Raw genomic sequence first — 17,928 nt, 5'->3', positions numbered from 1 at the left:
TGTTCGATGGCTGGGAAGCACAATCCTTATTCGCGGGTTTGGACAACTCTCCGCTAATGAAGGCTTCCGTCGTCGTCTGCACGTACTCCATGGACCGGTACGGGCCGTTCTCGGAGTGTGTCGAGAGCGTGCTGGCCCAGGAGTACGAGCCGCTGGAAGTCGTGCTCGTCGTCGACGGCAACGAAGACGTCTTCGAGCGCGTGCGCGAGGACTTCGGTGACGAGGAGAACGTCGTCCTGCACTGCAACGACGAGAACCAGGGCATCTCCTACAGCCGCACGAAGGGTGCCGAGCTCGCGAGCGGCGATGTCGTCGCGTTCATCGACGACGACGCCACCGCCCAGGACGACTGGGTGACGAAGCTCGTCGAGGTGTACGAGGAAACCGACGCCATCGCCGTCGGGGGCGACGTCGTCCCTGACTGGCAGACCGAGAAACCCGACTTCTTCCCCGCCGAGTTCTACTGGCTGGTGGGGTGTGTCGAGCCAGGGTTCGCCGAGGACGGTGAGGAAGTCCGGAACACGTACGGTTCGAACATCTCCTATCGGCGGGAGGAGTTCCTCGAGGTCGGCGGGTACGACCCGAACACGGGCCGGAAGGGCGACAAGCATCTGCAGGCACACGAGGCGCCCGTTGGGATTCGACTGCGCGAGGAGTACGGTCGCGGGATGGTGTTCACGCGGGACGCGCGTGTGCACCACAAGCTCTTCGACTACCGTGGCGAGTTCGGCTGGCTCGTGTTCCGGTCGTTCTGGCAGGGGTACTCCAAGCGTGTGATGGATCTGCTGTACCCGGACGCCGAGGACAACAAGAGCAGCTATCTGAAGCAGTTGCTGACTCGGTTCGTGCCGAAGCGCGTGAAGAATCTGGTTCGGTCGCCGTCGCTCCTTCGGTTGCAGCAGCTCGTGGCGATCTTCGTGTTCACGGCCGCGGTCGGGCTCGGGTACGTGTACGCGATGGCGACGCCGAATCTGGTTGAGAAGGCTAACTCGTAGGCGCCGGGATGTCGTCTCGCTCCTCGCCGAAGAAGTACTCGTAATAGTACCCGGAGCCCCTGCAGGCGAGCATCGCGAACGAGAGGAACGCGAAGGCTAGTTTCGTGAAGAGGGAGTCGGGTTCGTCTTCTTCGTCACCGCCGCTTGGGCCGCTCGGCTTGGGTGGGATGCCGGGCTTGCCGTAGCGCTCCGGATAGTAGCGTTGCTTCTGGCAGAAGCCTCGTCCGACGCGGAAGTTCTTCTTCGCGAGGGACTCGAACGAAGTACGAGCTGGGTGGTAGACTGTCGCATCTTCAGCGTATCCCTGTTTGTAGCCTGCCTCGTGGACTCGTTCGCCGAACTCTCGGTCGCCGCCGGAGATGAGTCGGGCGTCGAAGTGGCCGACGTCCTCGAACACCTCTCGCTTGACGAGGAGAGCGCAAGTAGGTGCGTAGTTCTGCTCTTCGAGGTACTGTTCCACTGGGAAGCCTGTGTGAACGTTGTACCTGCCAACGAGGGTGTTTTCGGGGAGAGTCAGTTCGACGTTGCAGCCGAGGTAGTTAACACCCCGAGTTTCTATCACTTCGATAGCAGTTTCTAGCCAGTCTGTATCGACAGTTTCGTCTGCATCGAGGAAAGCCAATATGTCGCCACTAGCGTCTCTTACTCCTCTATTCCGTGCGGCATAAGACCCCTGCCTTTCCTCCTCAAGGCCAGGTTTCACTTCCCGGTTTTTCCGCGCAAACTCGGCGATTACATCCTGCGTAGAATCTGTCGAACCGTTGTCCACGACGAATACATCATATGTGACGTATGATTGGCTGGTAGTTGATTCGAGTGTTTGAAGAACGCCGTCAGCGTCATTGTACACTGGAACAATAATATTAACGTGGGGGTGGGAAGACGCCATGGTGGGTCAAGCGTTCGCCGTATTCGTTTGGAATGAGCCGGAATGTTTAATCGTATCTAATTCGGTCAACTCACTATGTCACGTTACTTGCCTAGAAATGCCGTCCATAGGGGACTGCAGAACCCGACAGCTGTACCAGGGTATATCAAATCTGAAGTAATCGACGAGTTACGGCAACAGATTCGTCTCGGAACCTCTACTGCTTCCCTTCCGAATCAAGCGGACTTGTTAGCGGAACTAAGAAGAAAAGACAACTTTTTATTGATTGTCCTGGACGCATGTCGATATGATTATCTAAAAACCTTGTTCGGTTCGTTTTTCTATGGTGACGTTAGGGCCACGAGAACTGTTGCAACTAATACTTTCGAGTATCTACAGTACAACTGGCCCGAGACGTACTCCTATCCCTATGTTACGGCTGCAACACCCGTCACCTCCGAGGAGTTCAAGTTTGATGGCGAAGATTCCGGTGACGGCCTCCCCCAAGAAGACTTGTACGAGTACTATCGAGGGTATACGCCTAACAACCACTTTCTGGACTTGGAGGAAGTGTGGCGGGATTTCTGGGATGAAGAACTGCGTGTTTGCCCTCCGGAGCCGACGACTGAGCGGGCGGTAGAGAGAGCCGCCGATGCATCGCGAATGGTGGTCCACTACTTCCAACCTCACGCCCCGTTCATCGGCGAAAACCGACCCGGTCTTAGCCGTGAGCGGTCGAGCATCCACGAGGAGAACGTGAAGATTGACCAAGACATCTGGGAGGCAGTCAAATCTGGCAAGATATCGAAAAAAGAGCTACGAAAGTACTACAAATCGAACCTTCTGAGAGTTTTAGCCTCAGTCTCTGAACTGATTGTGCGGACTGATTTCGACCGGTACGTAGTCATCGGTGATCACGGTGAGGCTTTAGGTGAATACGGCGGCTTCGCGCACAGTATTGAACATCCATTTGTCAACAAAGTTCCGTGGGCAAAAATCGAAGGCGTAGTTGAGAGCGCTCCTGCCATGTGGGATTACAAATCTGCCTCTTCGAAGGATGAAATGACTACAACTCGATCCCGACTTCAAGATTTAGGGTATATCTAACTATTTCTTTATAGGAGTTAATTCAAATCTTATATTAGTTGCTGGAAGTATGTTACGCAAAGCAGTCGTTTCGTAACTATAGGTCATCCTATTCGCTACATAATGCCCGATTTGTTTAATAGGAGTTGGTTGCCACTGAAATTGAATCTCGAAATCGTTAACCTTGAACGAACAATCAGAATAGAACTCGAAACGGCTCTCCGGGGTGTAGTGTTCAAACGTACGAGACCCCAATAAACGCTTATGGGTTGGGTCGTGCCAATTGTCACTACTAATGTGTGGTCCTCGGATCACGATCTTGGCTTCTGGTTTTGCTATTCTCCAGACTTCCTCCATAAACTGCGTAGGATTAGACAGATGTTCGAATAAATCTACTGCCCGGATTACATGAAAATGATCGGATGGGAGATCCCAGCCTGGTTGATCAAGGTTTTCAGTCTGGTCGACAACCTCGGTTTCAGAGATGTCTACTCCATAGAATCCCTCAGGTTTTTTCTTTCCACAACCAAGCTCAATCTGCTCTGGAATTTCCATTGCAATCCTATATAACGCGCACTACTAAATAATCAACTATCCCATACTATATGTAGGTCTGCGGTATTGTCTGGGATGAGAGATCCATTTGACCAAAAATGACTAGAATACTAATATTCAGTTCGCACAATCCAACAGCCCCTGGTGGAATACAAACTGTGATTAGAAATCTGGAAGAAGGACTCAAACAGATTAATCATACAGTAGAGCATCATATAATCGAAAGGGATACCGAAATCCCATTGTTCCATTATCTACCAAAGAATCCTCGGTACGTTATAACACGACCCGTGGATTACGCTTATCTAAATTTCGCGCGGAGAGAAATAGAAGAAGCCGTAGAGTCGTTTGGACCGGACATAATTCACGCTACTCATCTTCGATTACTACCTGCTTTAGAAGTCGCAAACAATCGTGATATCCCCTCCGTACTCTCTGTCCACGCGAAGGAATTGAAATATACTCGACTCGCAACCAGCGCTATTGAGGCCGCATCCACTATTCATGCAGTAAGTGGGTTCACAGCAGAATTAGTAGAAAATCTGGTCCCCGACACAGAAACGAATGTAATCCATCCAAGTATCGACGTGGAGTACTATCATTCTGTCGCTCAGGACGCCACAAGCACGGGAGACGTATTGACTCTGTCGAGATTTGTTGATAGGAAAAACATACGAATGCTAATTGATGTCTGGAAGAGCCTTCCAACGTCCACCAAAGAAGGTAGAATGCTTAAGGTGGTAGGTGACGGCCCCAATAGGCGGAAATTAGAGGAGAGAGCAGCGAATCACGACGACATCGAATTCCTTGGGTTCGTGAATATGGAAGAAAAAGGCAGACTACTCGCGGAATCTGAGCTGTTCGCCTTAGTACCGCTTCAGGACGGCTACGACGTTGAAGGGTTTGGAATCGTCTGGATCGAAGCCCAAGCAGCTGGCACCCCGGTTATTGGCTCTTCGTATGGAGGAGCGCCTGAAGCGATTGGCGACGCTGGAGTCATCGTCGAGTCCCCCTCTAACGAGGATGAGGTGCGCGCTGCCTTACAAACGATGTTAGATAGCAACATACAAACATATCAGCAAGCAGCGCGCCGACGAATCAAGGGTTTCGACATTCTGCCGATAGCGAAGGAGCACGATCGAGTATACCAGTCACTTCTCTCCTGAAGTTCACTAGCCATGCAGCCTAGAACGCTTCAGACGCGGCGCTGATTGCTTGAATGACTTTAAACAAATAGGCGGTAGCATAGGTCGCAGCGAAATTTTGCTTATTGCGTTTGCGTTCTCGAACTCTCGATGGACTCGGTGGTAAGATTCGAATAGGCGAGAAGGGATGACTGGCAAGATCATGTTCTTTCCAGAGCCGGAACTGACCTTCGCCAATTCGTATTGCTTTACCAATGTGGGACTTGAACGTGCTTCGCGCTGGATGCTGTACAGTGATCTTGGGTGCGAATTCCAACTTGAAACCGGCGGTAGATACGCGATGTCCGAACTCCTTGTCTCCACCTGAAACTAGTTCTTCGTCGAAGCAACCAACCTCATCTAACACACTCCTGCGGAGGGCCAACGCACATGTCGGTGCAAATTGCTTTGTTCGAATATAGTGTCTCACAGGAAGTCCCATACTGCAGTCATACCGTGCCCAAAAGGTATCATTCCCATTTGGGATATACATCTCGACATTACAACCGAGATAATCTACATTAGACTCCTGGAATTGATGCCAGACATCAGTTATCCAAGTATCTCCGACAATTACGTCCGCATCAATGAATGCGAGTATCTCCCCTGATGCCTGCTTGATTCCCGTATTTCGAGCTGCGTATGAGCTTTGAATGTCTGTTTCTGAGAACCCAAATATGATGTCTGAATATCTCCGTTCGAATTCTCTTATTACCTGTGGTGTCTCGTCGGTTGAATTGTTGTCAACGACGATAATTTCGAACTCTGGGGTATTGGGCTGGTCTACAAGGGAGGACAATGTCTGCCGAAGCCCGTCGGGATCGTTATACACAGGGACAATTATGGACAAGACGGGCGATGAGGGCATATCTCGCTTGTACCGTTATGTAGCTAAAACATTCACGATAGGTAGTCCAGCGATGTTCAGAGTAAGATGAATGAGTAGGTTAACCGGTGAGCCCGAACTGAGCTTCAATCCCAGCGTAATTAAAGCAGTACCGTACTGTGTTCACTCAACATGGAACTCGATAAACTCCCTGCTCGATCACTCCGCAAGCTTCGAAAAGATGGAGTAAAAGAACTCATTCGCGAGGGCCGTACTGTTCTAGTTCAGGACGTATTCCTTTATAGAATCGTGTATAGGCAGTTTCTCGAAGATAATATTGACGTATTTACACGGAGCGCAATCTACGAGCGGGAACATTGCTATATTTTTGAGAGATTCAACGAGCCAATGCGGTTCAAGGGCCCCAACGGTTTCCGAGGATTAGACGAACCAAAGGAGTATGCTTCCGACGACAGATTTGTCTGTGAGTTCGCGAATGCAGTTCTACTTGGGCCAGTTGGGCCAGGGCTCACCAAGCAAGGGACTGTAATAGCTGATACAGTTGGAATACCCCCCTTTGTTCCGAGGCGCACCGGTGTATCAATTACCCAGTCAATGACAGCAAACGGAATTCAACCAACACTAAACGCCCTCGAAGGAGACGCCTCCCCTAACCAAAGAATTGGAACGGCGACTCTCGCTGCATCACCGTGGAACAACTATTATCATTGGACAGTCGAGTGCCTTCTACGAACTCGACTACTCGAAAAATACGGTGATGAAACGGGAACGTATCCTACTCTGCTCGTGCCGCAAGACCGCTCTTCCTGGATGGACGAATCCCTCGAACTACTTGATTACTCGGGAGACGTAGAAGGGCTCGGGAAGGGCATAACGCAGGTCGAAACACTAGTCGTTCCCACGTTCCCCGATCCGATACCCCGCGAGTGTCTCTGGATCCGTGACCGGATGAAATCCAGTCTCGAAACTACAGATCATTCTGACCACCGGATTTTCGTCGCACGTGAAGACGCAACTGTCCGTCGTATCGCGAACCGCGATGCCGTACAGCCAGTCCTCGACCGCTACGATATCGATACGTACCTTCTGGGAGAACTCAGCGTTAGAGAACAAGTTGAGTTATTCAGTGGTGCCGAGCTCGTCGTAGGGCCTCACGGAGCAGGGTTGACGAATATACTGTACGGAGATGACCTGACTGTGGTCGAACTATTCGGGGACAAAACGATGGCAACGTTCGACCGCCTCGCTGAAAACATGAACCACGATTATCGGTACCTCCAGTGTGAACAGGCTGGCTTAGATATCCGAGTTAATGTCGACGACCTTGACGATATGCTCCGAGACATTCTCAACACCTAGCTGAGGTTGTCAAGGTTTCGGTTACAAGTATCCGAGATTTTCAAGCCGCTCTTCAGCAGATGTTGTTTTGTTCGAGGATTCAGGTGCCGGAGCACGCGATTCGTACTTTTTTTCATCCGTCGCAGACGCTTTCCCCCATGGAACCTTCCGCATACAAGAGAGCGGACAGCCGATGACGTGCCTGTAAAATCCATACTTACCGAACGCCTCCCCGTGGTCTGCCGTAATCACTACTTCCTCTGCATCGAGGTTCTCCAGTAAGCGTTCCACCTCGTCCAGAACGAGCCGGAGGTGGGTCACGTATTCGTCCCAGGCGGCTTCTCGAGAAATTTCCCCAGAACGAAGTGCGTCGAACGGCCGGAATAGTTCGGGACTATCAGCGAGTGGGAACGGATCGTGTGGATACATGTAGTGAACGATTAGCCGCTCGGCATCCTGCTCCCGCCCAGCCCTAATTGCTCGGTCTGTTGTATACTTCGGATGAATTCGTGACCCCGCGTCTCCATTGATCATCCACTCGGAATCGTCGTCGAATTCTGCGCGCCAGAGCTCCTCGAGGTACCCGAAGTCCTCCGGGTCAACGACATCGTACTCGGTAGGTCCGAATGGCATCGCAGCGTGGCCGGTGTCTCCACCCTGGCCGAGAACGCGTTCCGTGTAGCCGTTGCCGGACACGTACGCAGTCTGTTCAATCTCGCCCCGGTATCCGCTGTCGAAGGTGTGGTTCATCCACTCGAACGATGTACTCCCCACAGAGGTTATGGAGTCCTCAACGGTCAGAAAATCGTACTCGTCTTCGACTTCTCGAAGTGCGTCCACGCGACAAGCGTCGAGGATGATTACCGCATCCCAGGCACGCTCGAATACGTTCGTGCCCCACGGCCGCCACTTCGTGACTGTGAGGAAAATTGCGACGTAAATGTAGTATATGGGCCGGAAAAGACGTGAAGCGATCGATTTGCTGCTGTCCCGGAGATTAGAGACGCTATGTGACACCCACTTTCGAAAACTGACCGTCATTATCAACACCAATCATCGTGTGTCTAAATCTGTAACGAAACCCGCTCGTTCCCGCCCCATCGAAGTATACATAAATACTCGCGCGCATCTATTCTTATGGATCAGCCGAACGTTCTTCTAGTGGTCCTCGACAGCGTTCGCGCCAAGAACGTCGGCCACCTCGGGTACCCACGGGATACGACGCCCAGGTTAGACGAGTTCGCTGAGCGTGCCACGACGTACGTGAATGCGAGATCGCCCGGAATTCACAGTATTTCGAGCCACGTTAGTCTGTTCACTGGCTTGGAAGTCGCCGAGCATCGTGCTACTTCACACAGCGCACACATCGAGCCCGGCCACACAATCTGGGAGGAGCTCGCGGACGCGGGCTACCGTACGGGGTTGTTTACACCGAACGCTATCGTCGCAGAGTCCTCTAATCTCGCGTCATTCTTCCAGAAAGCCGTCGGGCCAAAACGACAAGAATTGGTGTTCCCGGATGCGCTTGGCCCAGCTCAGGTCGACGGCGATCCGAGTTACGGGGACTATCTCAAGGCCTGCGTCCGCAGTGACTCCCCCATCAGATCAATCATAAATGGGCTTTCGAGGGAGTTCGGGAGTTCGACAGCAGCGCACGATCCGACGCGAGAACACGCCGGCGAATATATCGATGCGTTCTTGCAGTGGTGTGAATCCGAAAGCGCTCCATGGGCGGCCTGCATTAACCTCATGGACGCCCACTATCCGTATCTTTCACAGGAGTCTTACAGCCGATGGGGAGATGATACCCTTGAGAACCTTCACCGTGAAGCCATGGGAGGACCGCTTACGACACAGTACCTCGGTGACCGCCCGTTCTGGGAACTCGAAGCCACCGAGAGCCTGTACGATGACTGTATAAGACAGGTGGACGACTACGTCGGCAAACTACTAGACGAACTGGACGCCAACGGAGAACTTGATGAAACACTCGTCGTTGTGACGAGCGATCACGGTGAAGGCTTCGGCGAGTACAGCAATCTCAACGATGAAGTACGGTTAATCGATCATAGTTGGGGCATCGGTGACGAAGTGGCACACGTTCCTCTCGTGGTCAAACCACCGGGGGACTCATCCAACGAGACGGTCACCAAACCAGCAACACTAACCCAATTCCCGAACGTGGTCCGAGAATCGTTGGAGGGTGGAACCGGTAGCTTCACTTTAGACGCGGGATGCGCGATCACGACCTCATACCGGATTCAGGAGCCGGGTACCGAGTTGCCGCTGCCAGCGGACGAACGAGAGCCGTATTTCGGACCGTGGCACTCCATCTGTCGGCAGCAAAACGGACGTGTGGTTGTTGACTCGGTTCGACGTGATGACGGATTTCGACACACCCCAAGTCCTGAGGAGGGTGTCGAATCGGTCGACCGAAAGTATATCGAGGCAGTCATTGGGGAGCTGTCCGAAGCCGGAGTCACACAGTCGAGCGATGACCCCAGCAGTGAAGTCGAACAGCGCCTTCAAGAACTCGGTTACATGACGTAGTCTCTTCTACTGGTGGTTTCTAACTCCGTCCAATGGGTCGTCTGGTCGGCGTAGTCTCGAAAAGGTGCCCTTATAGTCCTCTCTCACGCTCATCGATACATGCGTCTGGGACAGACGTCCATTGTTCACTTTGCATCCCGTTTTTTGGCGTCCCTGCTCGGATTTGCCGCAACCGTATTCATCGGGCGTATCCTGGGATCCGACGGTCTCGGTATCTACTATCTCGCCCTCTCCGTGGTCGCGTGGCTTGGAATCGTCACGAAGATGGGAATACCCGGCGCCATCACGAAACGCGTTAGTGAGGGAGAATCGGGGAGCGCATACGCAATCGCGGGTACATCAATCAGTACTGTTCTCTTCGTCGCAATAGCAATTGGTGTGTTCCTGCTCAAGGAACCGGTCAACCGTTACATCGGGTATCCCGCTGCGGAATTCGTCGTTCTCCTGCTATTCGTGAATCTCGCTCAAACGGTGGTGAACGCCGTCCTGAAAGGGCAGCATCTCGTTCACATATCGGGAGTATTCAATCCGATCCGGGCCGGAACCCGGAGTATCGTTCAAATTTCCGCCCTGTTTGCAGGCCTCGGCATAGTCGGTCTGTTTGTTGGATATACCGTAGGGTACGCACTCATCGCGTTGCTCGGAACGTTAATCGTTTTTCGGAACTTCAACCAAATATCTCTACCGCAGCGTTCTCACTTCCAGAGTATTGTCTCGTACGCGAAGTTCTCGTGGATCGGTGCTCTTCGTTCGCGAGCGTTCAACTGGGTGGACGTGTCCATTCTCGGATTTTTCGTGTCTTCGTCGCTTGTCGGGATCTATACTGCTGCTTGGAACATTGCTGTGTTCCTGATTCTCTTTGGAGGTTCGTTGAGCCAAACATTGTTTCCCGAGATGAGTTCGTTGTCAGCCGATGAGAATCGGGAAGCGGTCGCAGACCTCTTCGAAACCGCTCTCGCGTTCGCTGGATTAATCCTAATCCCCGGGTTAGTCGGAAGTACAATCCTCGGCGAACGACTCCTTCAAGTGTACGGTGAGGAGTTTTCTCAGGGAGCAGTCGTCCTCTCTGTGCTCATCGTCGCAACGCTAATCCAGGGCTACCAACGTCAGTTCACCAGTACGTTGAACGCCTTCGACAGGCCCGATCTGTCGTTTCGTGTTAACGCTGTCTTCATCGTTGCGAACGTAGTACTGAATATCAGTATAATTCCCTACTACGGTGTTGTTGGCGCTGCCGCGGCGACAGCTGCCTCGGTCGCCGTGAGTCTCGGCGTGGCCTACTCCGAACTCTCGTCGTTAATCGGATTTTCGGTTCCTACTGGGGAGATCGCTAAGCAGTGGGTAGCCGCGGCTGTCATGGGTTTGTTCGTCTACGTAGGACTGTGGCTGGAGTCCACCTACTCGATTGTTAGCATCAACATTGTCGTCGTATTAGTGTTAGTCGGGCTCGGAGCGGCGGTGTATTTCACAGTACTGCTCGGGATTTCCAAGCAATTCCGGAAGACGGTCGTTGATAATCTCCCCCTCCAGATTGTGACTCTTCAGTAAATCAAGTGGCTAGTCGATCCACTAATATCGAACGGCTAAAATACAGAACCGGTTACGCCGTAGTCTCTTGTTCGAGGCGCTCTTCAGCCTCGTCTCGATCCTCTGGGTAACCAACATCGATGCGCCAGCCATCCATCGGGATCGCGTCGATAGTCCGCCCGCTCTGGATCAGCAGGTCGATGGCGTCCGAGATCTCGTACTCGCCCCGATCCGATGGCTGCACGAGCTTGCAGGCGTGAAAAATCGCCGGCGAGAACGTGTAGAACCCGGTCATCACCAGATTCGACGGCGGGTCGTCAGGCTTCTCGACGACCTCCTGAATCTCGCCATAGTCGTTCGTGTCGCAGACCCCGTACCGGCTCGCCTCGTCCCAGTCGACTTCCTCGACCAGGAACGCCGCATCGGCCCGGTCCTCCTGTTGACGACTAACAACATCGTCGAGGTTCGCCTGGAAGATGTTGTCGCCGAGCATCAGCATGAAGTCCTCGTCGACGTGCTCCTCGGCCTTCAGCAACGCGTGCGCCAGCCCCTTCTGCTCGCGCTGGTGGGCGTACGTAATCGGGATTCCCTCGAACTCGTCGCCGTAGTGGCTGATGATGTTCTGCTTCTTGTAGCCGACAATCACCACGAGTTTATCCGCACCCAATTCGACGAGCTGCTCGAAACAGTGCGTCAGAATCGGCTTTCCTGCAACCTCAACCATTCCCTTTGGTTTGTCTTCCGTGAGGGGGCGGAGTCGCGTGCCTTCACCGGCGGCGAGGACGACTGCTTGCATACTCCGCACTTGACGGGACGGGTTTAAATATATTTCACTGGGCCGAACACGCCGTTTAGGTACGTGAACGCTAGGTAATCAACTGCGATTGGGTGGGACTGAAAGGGGCCGAGCGCTCGCGGAGCGAGCCGACGCAAGCACGGCCACCGGCCGCGCGCAGCGAGGCGCAGCCCGCGAGCGGGAGGGGGCTTTCGGGAACGATATCGCCACTGCTGCCGGTCCCACAAGTACCGTCACGAAACACGACCGGCAAAATAGCGAGCCGGCACGCCGCCCGCTGGAAGACAAACCTTTTGCGCTCCCCACGACCACCCAAAGCTAATGCCCGACTACGAGGACGTGTGTGCACTCGTTCCGACGCGGAACGAGGCGACGACCATCGGCGACGTCGTGGACGGCCTCTACGACGTCGGCGTCGGCCACGTGCTCGTCGTCGACGGCCACTCCGAAGACGACACCCGCCAAATCGCGCGCGAGCACGACGCGGACGTCATCGAACAATCCGGGTCCGGCAAAGGACAGGCAGTCCGTGAGGGCGTCGAGCACATCGAGGAGTCGTACGTCCTCCTGCTCGACGGCGACGCCACCAACCCACCCGAGCAGGCGCCGCGCCTCCTCGACCCGCTCGTCGACGGGCGCGCCGAACACGTCGTCGGCGACCGCACGGCGGACATGCAGCCGGGCGCGATGACGAAACTCAACCAAGTGGGGAACCGCCTCATCAACCGGGCGTTCCACCGCATCCACGGCGAGAACTACGGCGACATTCTCTCGGGGTACCGGGCGTTCACCCGCGAATCCTTCGAGGGGATGTTCCTCTCAGCGGAGGGGTTCGGGATCGAGACGGAGATGGCCGTCGAGTGCGCGCGCCACAACATTCCCGTCGACGTCGTCCCGACGACCTACCGCGCGCGCCCCGAGGGCTCGGAGACGAACCTCCACCCGATTTCGGACGGCGCGCGCATCATCTTCACGCTGTACAGCCTCGCGAAGACCTCCAACCCCCTGTTCTACTTCGGGAGCGTCGGCGCCGTCTTCGGGACGGCGGGCGTCGCGCTCGCGGGCTACGTCGGCTACGACTGGTTCGTGAAAAACATCTCCCACGAAGCGCTCACGATGGTCGCGGGCGTCCTCCTGCTGCTCGGCGTCCAGCTGGTGATGTTCGGCGTGGTCTCCGATATTATGGTCTCGCTGCACCGCGAACAGCGCCAGCGCATCGACCGGCTGCGCGAGGACTGAGCGGGCGCCTGCCAGTCGTCACTCGCGTAGCGGGCCCGCGAGCGCCGCCTCGACCGGTTCCTCGCCGGACAGCACTTCGAAGGTTTCGCCGTACGTCGCCTCGATGGGGAGCGTCGCTGCGAGGGTGTGCGCGACGTCCGCGCGCGGCACGTCGCCGTCCTTCTGCGAGAGGTCGGCGGCCGTGCGAATCCGGCCGGTCGCCGACTCGTTCGTGAGTTCGCCGGGCCGAACCACGGTGTGCGTGAGGTCGCTCTCGCGGAGGTACCGGTCGGCTTCGGCCTTCGCGCGCAGGTAGTCGCGCAGCGGTTCGGGGGCGGCCGCGGGCTGGTCGGCGAACATCGAACTCAGCATCACGAAGCGCTCGACGCCCGCGTCCGCGGCGGCGTCGACGAGCCGAATCGCCCCGTCCCGGTCGACCGCTTCGACCGCCTCGCCGCCCGACCCGGCGGCGAACACCACAGCGTCGCAGCCCTCGACGGCGTGCGCGACCGACTCCGTCAGGTCCGCGACCACGGGTTCGGCGCCGAGCGCCGCGACGTCCTCGGTCTGGGCTTCCTCCCGGACCATCCCATAGACGCGGTGCTCGCCGTCCGCGAGCCGTTCCGTGAGGTGCTGTCCAACCTGGCCGTGCGAACCGGCGACGAGTACGTCCATAGCTACGTTTGGTCCTCACGCGTCGAATAGGTGGCGACTGCGACCGCACACCATCGACCGCCGCCGCGACGAGCAGTCGCGCTCGGTTGGCGAGCACGGATGGAAGTTGCAGGTCGTCGCTTCGCGTCCAGACCGACACCGAACTACAGAGAACGAATCGTCCGCAAGAAACAGGGTTGTCACTGTTCGTAGCGAGCGACGCGATACGCAGGGCCGCCAACGAGACGGGGCAGTCAACACGGCCACACTAATCCTGGGTGACAGCCACTGAAACGTACGATTAGGAATCTATGTCTGAAAACATATTAGCTATCATGAAATTCTTCGCTGACTCGCCAATTCGCCAGAGTGAAGCAGTGTGTACATCGGCAAAAGCGAACACAAACGACGCTAATGTTAGAAATCTTTACAACGAATTCCGGCTGTCGTCTCGACGACGACCACTGGCGTCGCTGCGAACCACCAGATGGCGGCCACCTAGTTCAATCACCCACTGACGCACGGGTGATGCCGAGTCGCCGCTCCCGATTGCTGAAACCGCGTGACAGCACGGGTCTGTACCACGCGTCGCCAGACTCTCCCGGTGTGTCGGGGACAACGATGCTGGTTCCCCAGCTCACACGCCTGCATGACGTGTGCCAGTCGGACTTCGAGGGTACGTTTCCAGCGTCTGGCTGCGCCGGTGCTACAGACGCTTCGTATTGGGGTTGTTGCGGACTGAGAGCCTCTGTAGGTGTCTTGGCCGAATCTGGCGCAGCGATCTGTCGGGATTTGCGTGGCTGCAGTGCACGGTCACCGTTGAATCTCTGCGGGCACAGTCCCGGTGTCGCACCTCGAACGACTACAGTGACGGTTCGGGCGCGACGTACGCAGTGAGTTCGTCGACGGTGGATGCGACGACGTCTGCGGTGGCTTGGGCGACGCGCTTCTCGATGGCAGTCTCCTTCAGTGTGAGAATATTCCAGGGGTTGACGTAGGACTCGTAGGGGAGTTGGCCTTCGGCGTACGCGCCAGCCAGCGGGACTGCCTGCGCTCGCTCGGTGGTCGTCACGAGCGCAGCGAGATACTCGGTGCCCTGGAACGGATGCGTCGTGTTCGAGAGCACGAGATACGGGCGCTGCTGACTCCCGCCGAAAGGGTCGGCCCCGACGACGATTGCGCCCTGTGCGTACGCCACAGGCTAGGCCTCCGTGTCCGCGTCGTGGTTCTCGTCGAGGTCGGGGAGGTCCTCAGCCCAGTCGTCGTTGTCCGCGTATCGGTCGGTGTACGCTGCGAACGCGTCGAACGAGTGGTTCATCGCGACGACCGAGCCGAGGCGGTCGTCTTCGGCGACTGCCCAGTAGTCGCCTTTGTGTCGGACGAGGCCATGCTCCTCGAGGCGAGCGAGCGTGCTCCCGACGCTCCCGCGGGGCACACCAGTCTGCTCGTGGATTTCCTTGGGCGTGAACCCGATGTCAGGATTCTCGGCGAGAAACGAGAGGATGGTGTGGGCGTTCGTCCCGTCGGAGACGTCGATTCGGCCGTCGTCCGGGTCGTAGTCGTCGAAGCGGACAGCCATTGTTGTAACTATGTTGTAACTGCAGGCGAATAGGTGTATCGGCGCGCGAATTGCGACGAATGCCCTCGCAGGGAACCACGACTGCGTCATCAGCTGTTGACCTCCTCCCACCCCTAAAGGGGTGGGATTCCCCGAAGGGGATATTCAGGTTGCGCGTTTCCTCGGCGGTGAAGTACGCTTTCGCGTCCCGCGTCAACAGTTGCCGTCCGGTTACGACCCCGGACGTGCTTTTCAGCGCGTACAGCCGGGTCAAAGCGGCCTTCCTCCCCGGTCACGCCGGGCGTCTGCGAAGCAGATAGTGGAGTGTTCAGTCCACGAGGCCGCACGGTTCGCCTCAGCCGAACTGTTAGGCCGTGCATGGTTCTCCCTCCCGTTGACGGATGTTCTCAGCAGCGTTTAGGTCGGCGTGGCGGCCACGGTCGCACTCGGGACACGAGAAGTGGTCGCCATCGCGTGTGCCCTCAGCACCACAGACGGAACAGCGTTGACTCGTCTCGAACGGGTCAACCTCTTCGACTCGAACCCCAGCTTGCTCGGCCTTGTAGACGATGAACTCCTGCAACTGGTGGAAATGCCACGAGTGGACGCCACGCCAGTCGCTTCCCTCTCTGATACCGTCCAAGTCCTCGATTTTCAGGACGGGATTCTCGAACTGCTGTGTCCAGTCGATGAGGCGACGGGAGGCGTTGTGGTTTAGATCGCGAATCCGGCGCTCCTCTTTGTTACCCACGCGGTTTCGTGCGCGAAGCGCACCCGCTTCTTGGAGCGACTCGCGTAGGGAACGATATTTTCGCCGGGTGTATTTCGCCTCACAACCGGACACCAGCATCGACTCACCGTTCTCGGCATCGGCAGCAAGCAGGTGATTGTGGCCGATGTCCACGCCGATTGCCGTCTCGTCACCAGTTTCGGCGTCGTACTCGACGGTGAACGTACAGAACCAGTCGTCGCCCCGGCGGTACACCTGCAACCGAGACTTGTCAGCCTCGCCGTCTACGAGGCGGGCAACGTCGTCGGATATGTCGTCGTACACGTCGATGGGCGTGTACCACCACCCCGAGATACAGGGGAAGCCGACGACGACCGACCCGTTCTCGGTGCGGTCGATCTCCCAGTTCTGGTTGTTGACTGCGAACGGCTGGCTGGCGTGATATTCCACGATGCCGTCCTTCTTGTAGTCGGACTTGGCTTCGCGGATAGCCTGATTTTGGATAGCCGAATACAGGTCGTTGTCGATGCTGGCCGTGGTCACGCTCATTCCGAACTTGTCGGCTTCCCATCCGTCGATGCAGAACTGCTTGGTGTCGCGGTACAGGTGGGTGGCGCGTTGCCACTCCCTGTACCGTTCGCGGGATGGCTTGTGGAACGTCGTGGTGACGGTCGTCGTGACCACAGTTACAGTTGTAACGTATGTCTGGACGGTCTTAAAGCGTGGGAATATCGGGCAGGCCGACACCCGTGGTTTGCTACCCAGTTGTCGGCTTCATCCCACGGCTAAAGCCGTGGGCTTTCGCCTCGCTACCGCTGTAACAGCGCGCCCCTACACCATCGACCGCACGGCGTCCAGCCACGCCTTCGGCGCGCGCCGCCGCGCGCCGTCGAGCGCGTGCTCCAGCGCACTCGTTGCGTCGCGCATCACGCCCTCGCCGTGGCCGACGAGGATGCGCTCCGGGCGGAGGCCTTCCAGCGCCTTCGGCGGCTTCACGCGCAGCATCGGGTGGACGCCGACGCGCTCGTCGCCGGTCGTGAAGTACGACGCCGTGCCGACGGCGTCGCCGACGACGAGCGTCTCGCCGTCGAAGAGCGCGGCCTCGTCCCAGCCCGGCCAGTCGACAGTGCGCACGACCTCGAAGTCGGTGTCGGGCAGCCGGTCGGTGACGGGCTGGGTGCGCGCGTCGATGCCGGGGTCGACGAACGACGGCACGTAAATCGGGACGTCGTGGCGCTGCGCGACCGCCGCGGCGTCGCGGCCGTGGCGGTCCATCAGCACGACCACGCCGCGCACGTCGCCGAACTCCGCGAACAGGTCGTCGACGCCCTCGGCGTCCACGGGGTCGACCACCCAGACGTCGCCGTCGTCGGTCGCGACCGCGTGACTCGCTCGCTGCATCGCCTCCTCGGGGTGGGCAATCCACCCGACGCCGTCGTCGAAGCGGTCGATCTCCGCGTACCCGGTCGCAGTCCCGGTGGCTTTCATCGGCATACACCCACGTACGGCGACCACTCACAAAAAACAGGGTCCGGCCACGGTTCCCGCCGGAACACCTACGCCGTACGAACCAATGGCTGGCACGCCCATATTCGACGGATTGTAGGCCCTCGACTGCGAGGCGTACGGCATGGACTATGTGCTGGTCGCCGCCGGCGTCGGCGCAGCTATCGTCGTACTCGCTACACTGCTGCTCTGGCGACGGCTGTCCTCGGGCAGCAGCGAGTCAAAGCGCGCCCACGAGGCCGCCCAGGAGCGCGAACCGCCGGTCGAACTCGGGGAGACCTACGAGTTCGGCGTCACGGAGTTCACGGACCACCACTCCGGCGAGCGCGTCGCCGTCGGCAAAGTCGAGGGGTTCGTCCTGTTCACGGAGGACGTCCCGGACGCGGTCTCGGAGGGGGACGTGATTCGCGCCACCGTGACGTCGTTCAACCGCGGGGAGACATCCGCGGACGCGATTTTCGAGGGGGCGGCGTAGTCCGTCCGTGACGAACGACATTAATACGGGCCTCGCTTAGG

Annotated in this window: 18 protein-coding genes; 8 read left to right on the top strand and 10 right to left on the bottom strand. The window is 57.0% G+C overall.

Features of this window, described 5'->3' with window-relative positions; genetic code table 11:
- Nucleotides 1–56 precede the first annotated feature (56 nt).
- Nucleotides 57–995, top strand: coding sequence for a glucosyl-dolichyl phosphate glucuronosyltransferase (gene aglG / locus ABSL23_RS11150; RefSeq protein ID WP_353633805.1), 939 nt, complete (start codon nt 57–59; stop codon nt 993–995).
- Here the strand turns inward: aglG and ABSL23_RS11145 are convergent.
- Entirely contained in the window at nt 985–1,884 is a 900-nt protein-coding gene (locus ABSL23_RS11145) for a glycosyltransferase (RefSeq protein WP_353633804.1), read from the bottom strand. The genes aglG and ABSL23_RS11145 overlap by 11 nt on opposite strands.
- Before the next feature lie 75 nt (nt 1,885–1,959).
- Between ABSL23_RS11145 and ABSL23_RS11140 the strand changes: the two genes are divergently transcribed.
- A complete protein-coding gene (locus ABSL23_RS11140; RefSeq protein ID WP_353633803.1) occupies nt 1,960–2,970 on the top strand; it encodes a hypothetical protein in 1,011 nt (336 codons plus the stop codon).
- On the opposite strand, the gene ABSL23_RS11135 is transcribed toward ABSL23_RS11140, so the two are convergent.
- Entirely contained in the window at nt 2,971–3,504 is a 534-nt protein-coding gene (locus ABSL23_RS11135) for a methyltransferase domain-containing protein (RefSeq protein WP_353633802.1), read from the bottom strand.
- A gap of 158 nt (nt 3,505–3,662) precedes the next feature.
- Here ABSL23_RS11135 and ABSL23_RS11130 point away from each other — a divergent pair, with 158 nt between their 5' ends.
- Complete coding sequence (locus tag ABSL23_RS11130; RefSeq protein WP_353633801.1) at nt 3,663–4,670, top strand: glycosyltransferase family 4 protein; 1,008 nt, start codon at nt 3,663–3,665, stop codon at nt 4,668–4,670.
- 19 nt (nt 4,671–4,689) lie between these two features.
- On the opposite strand, the gene ABSL23_RS11125 is transcribed toward ABSL23_RS11130, so the two are convergent.
- Nucleotides 4,690–5,556 carry a glycosyltransferase gene (locus tag ABSL23_RS11125; protein ID WP_353633800.1) on the bottom strand — a complete coding sequence of 289 codons (867 nt, stop codon included), beginning with the start codon at nt 5,554–5,556 and terminating at the stop codon, nt 4,690–4,692.
- 150 nt (nt 5,557–5,706) lie between these two features.
- Here ABSL23_RS11125 and ABSL23_RS11120 point away from each other — a divergent pair, with 150 nt between their 5' ends.
- Entirely contained in the window at nt 5,707–6,894 is a 1,188-nt protein-coding gene (locus tag ABSL23_RS11120; RefSeq protein WP_353633799.1) for a glycosyltransferase family 61 protein, read from the top strand.
- A 21-nt stretch (nt 6,895–6,915) separates the two neighbouring features.
- Here the strand turns inward: ABSL23_RS11120 and ABSL23_RS11115 are convergent, their stop codons facing one another.
- On the bottom strand, nt 6,916–7,914 hold the full coding sequence (locus ABSL23_RS11115) for a hypothetical protein (RefSeq protein ID WP_353633798.1): 999 nt from the start codon (nt 7,912–7,914) through the stop codon (nt 6,916–6,918).
- Between the two features lie 96 nt (nt 7,915–8,010).
- On the opposite strand from ABSL23_RS11115, the gene ABSL23_RS11110 reads away from it, so the two are divergent.
- A complete protein-coding gene (locus tag ABSL23_RS11110) occupies nt 8,011–9,423 on the top strand; it encodes a sulfatase (RefSeq protein WP_353633797.1) in 1,413 nt (470 codons plus the stop codon).
- Nucleotides 9,424–9,522: 99 nt separating this feature from the next.
- Nucleotides 9,523–10,971: an oligosaccharide flippase family protein gene (locus tag ABSL23_RS11105; protein ID WP_353633796.1), complete on the top strand. Its 1,449-nt coding sequence runs from the start codon at nt 9,523–9,525 to the stop codon at nt 10,969–10,971.
- A 52-nt stretch (nt 10,972–11,023) separates the two neighbouring features.
- Here ABSL23_RS11105 and aglF read toward each other — a convergent pair whose 3' ends face one another.
- Nucleotides 11,024–11,746, bottom strand: coding sequence for a UTP--glucose-1-phosphate uridylyltransferase AglF (gene aglF / locus ABSL23_RS11100; protein ID WP_353633795.1), 723 nt, complete (start codon nt 11,744–11,746; stop codon nt 11,024–11,026).
- A 321-nt stretch (nt 11,747–12,067) separates the two neighbouring features.
- Here aglF and aglJ point away from each other — a divergent pair, with 321 nt between their 5' ends.
- Complete coding sequence (gene aglJ / locus ABSL23_RS11095) at nt 12,068–12,985, top strand: S-layer glycoprotein N-glycosyltransferase AglJ (RefSeq protein WP_353633794.1); 918 nt, start codon at nt 12,068–12,070, stop codon at nt 12,983–12,985.
- A gap of 18 nt (nt 12,986–13,003) precedes the next feature.
- Here the strand turns inward: aglJ and ABSL23_RS11090 are convergent, their stop codons facing one another.
- From ABSL23_RS11090 to ABSL23_RS11070, 5 genes are all read right to left on the bottom strand, one after another.
- Nucleotides 13,004–13,639, bottom strand: a complete 636-nt coding sequence (locus ABSL23_RS11090; RefSeq protein WP_353633793.1) for an SDR family oxidoreductase — start codon at nt 13,637–13,639, stop codon at nt 13,004–13,006.
- 841 nt (nt 13,640–14,480) lie between these two features.
- Nucleotides 14,481–14,816, bottom strand: a complete 336-nt coding sequence (locus tag ABSL23_RS11085) for a type II toxin-antitoxin system PemK/MazF family toxin (RefSeq protein ID WP_353633792.1) — start codon at nt 14,814–14,816, stop codon at nt 14,481–14,483.
- Between the two features lie 3 nt (nt 14,817–14,819).
- Nucleotides 14,820–15,197, bottom strand: a complete 378-nt coding sequence (locus ABSL23_RS11080) for a helix-turn-helix domain-containing protein (RefSeq protein ID WP_353633791.1) — start codon at nt 15,195–15,197, stop codon at nt 14,820–14,822.
- Between the two features lie 346 nt (nt 15,198–15,543).
- Nucleotides 15,544–16,590, bottom strand: coding sequence for a transposase (locus tag ABSL23_RS11075; protein ID WP_353633790.1), 1,047 nt, complete (start codon nt 16,588–16,590; stop codon nt 15,544–15,546).
- Nucleotides 16,591–16,737: 147 nt separating this feature from the next.
- Nucleotides 16,738–17,400, bottom strand: a complete 663-nt coding sequence (locus tag ABSL23_RS11070; RefSeq protein ID WP_353633789.1) for a hypothetical protein — start codon at nt 17,398–17,400, stop codon at nt 16,738–16,740.
- 136 nt (nt 17,401–17,536) lie between these two features.
- On the opposite strand from ABSL23_RS11070, the gene ABSL23_RS11065 reads away from it, so the two are divergent.
- The gene (locus tag ABSL23_RS11065) at nt 17,537–17,887 is read left to right on the top strand and encodes a TRAM domain-containing protein (protein ID WP_353633788.1); all 351 of its coding nucleotides are present in this window, start codon (nt 17,537–17,539) and stop codon (nt 17,885–17,887) included.
- Nucleotides 17,888–17,928 lie beyond the last annotated feature (41 nt).

It is taken from the genome of Halobacterium sp. NMX12-1, from assembly GCF_040435975.1.
In the GTDB taxonomy this organism is placed as follows: domain Archaea; phylum Halobacteriota; class Halobacteria; order Halobacteriales; family Halobacteriaceae; genus Halobacterium; species Halobacterium hubeiense.
This window is presented reverse-complemented; position numbering and strand designations above follow the sequence as displayed.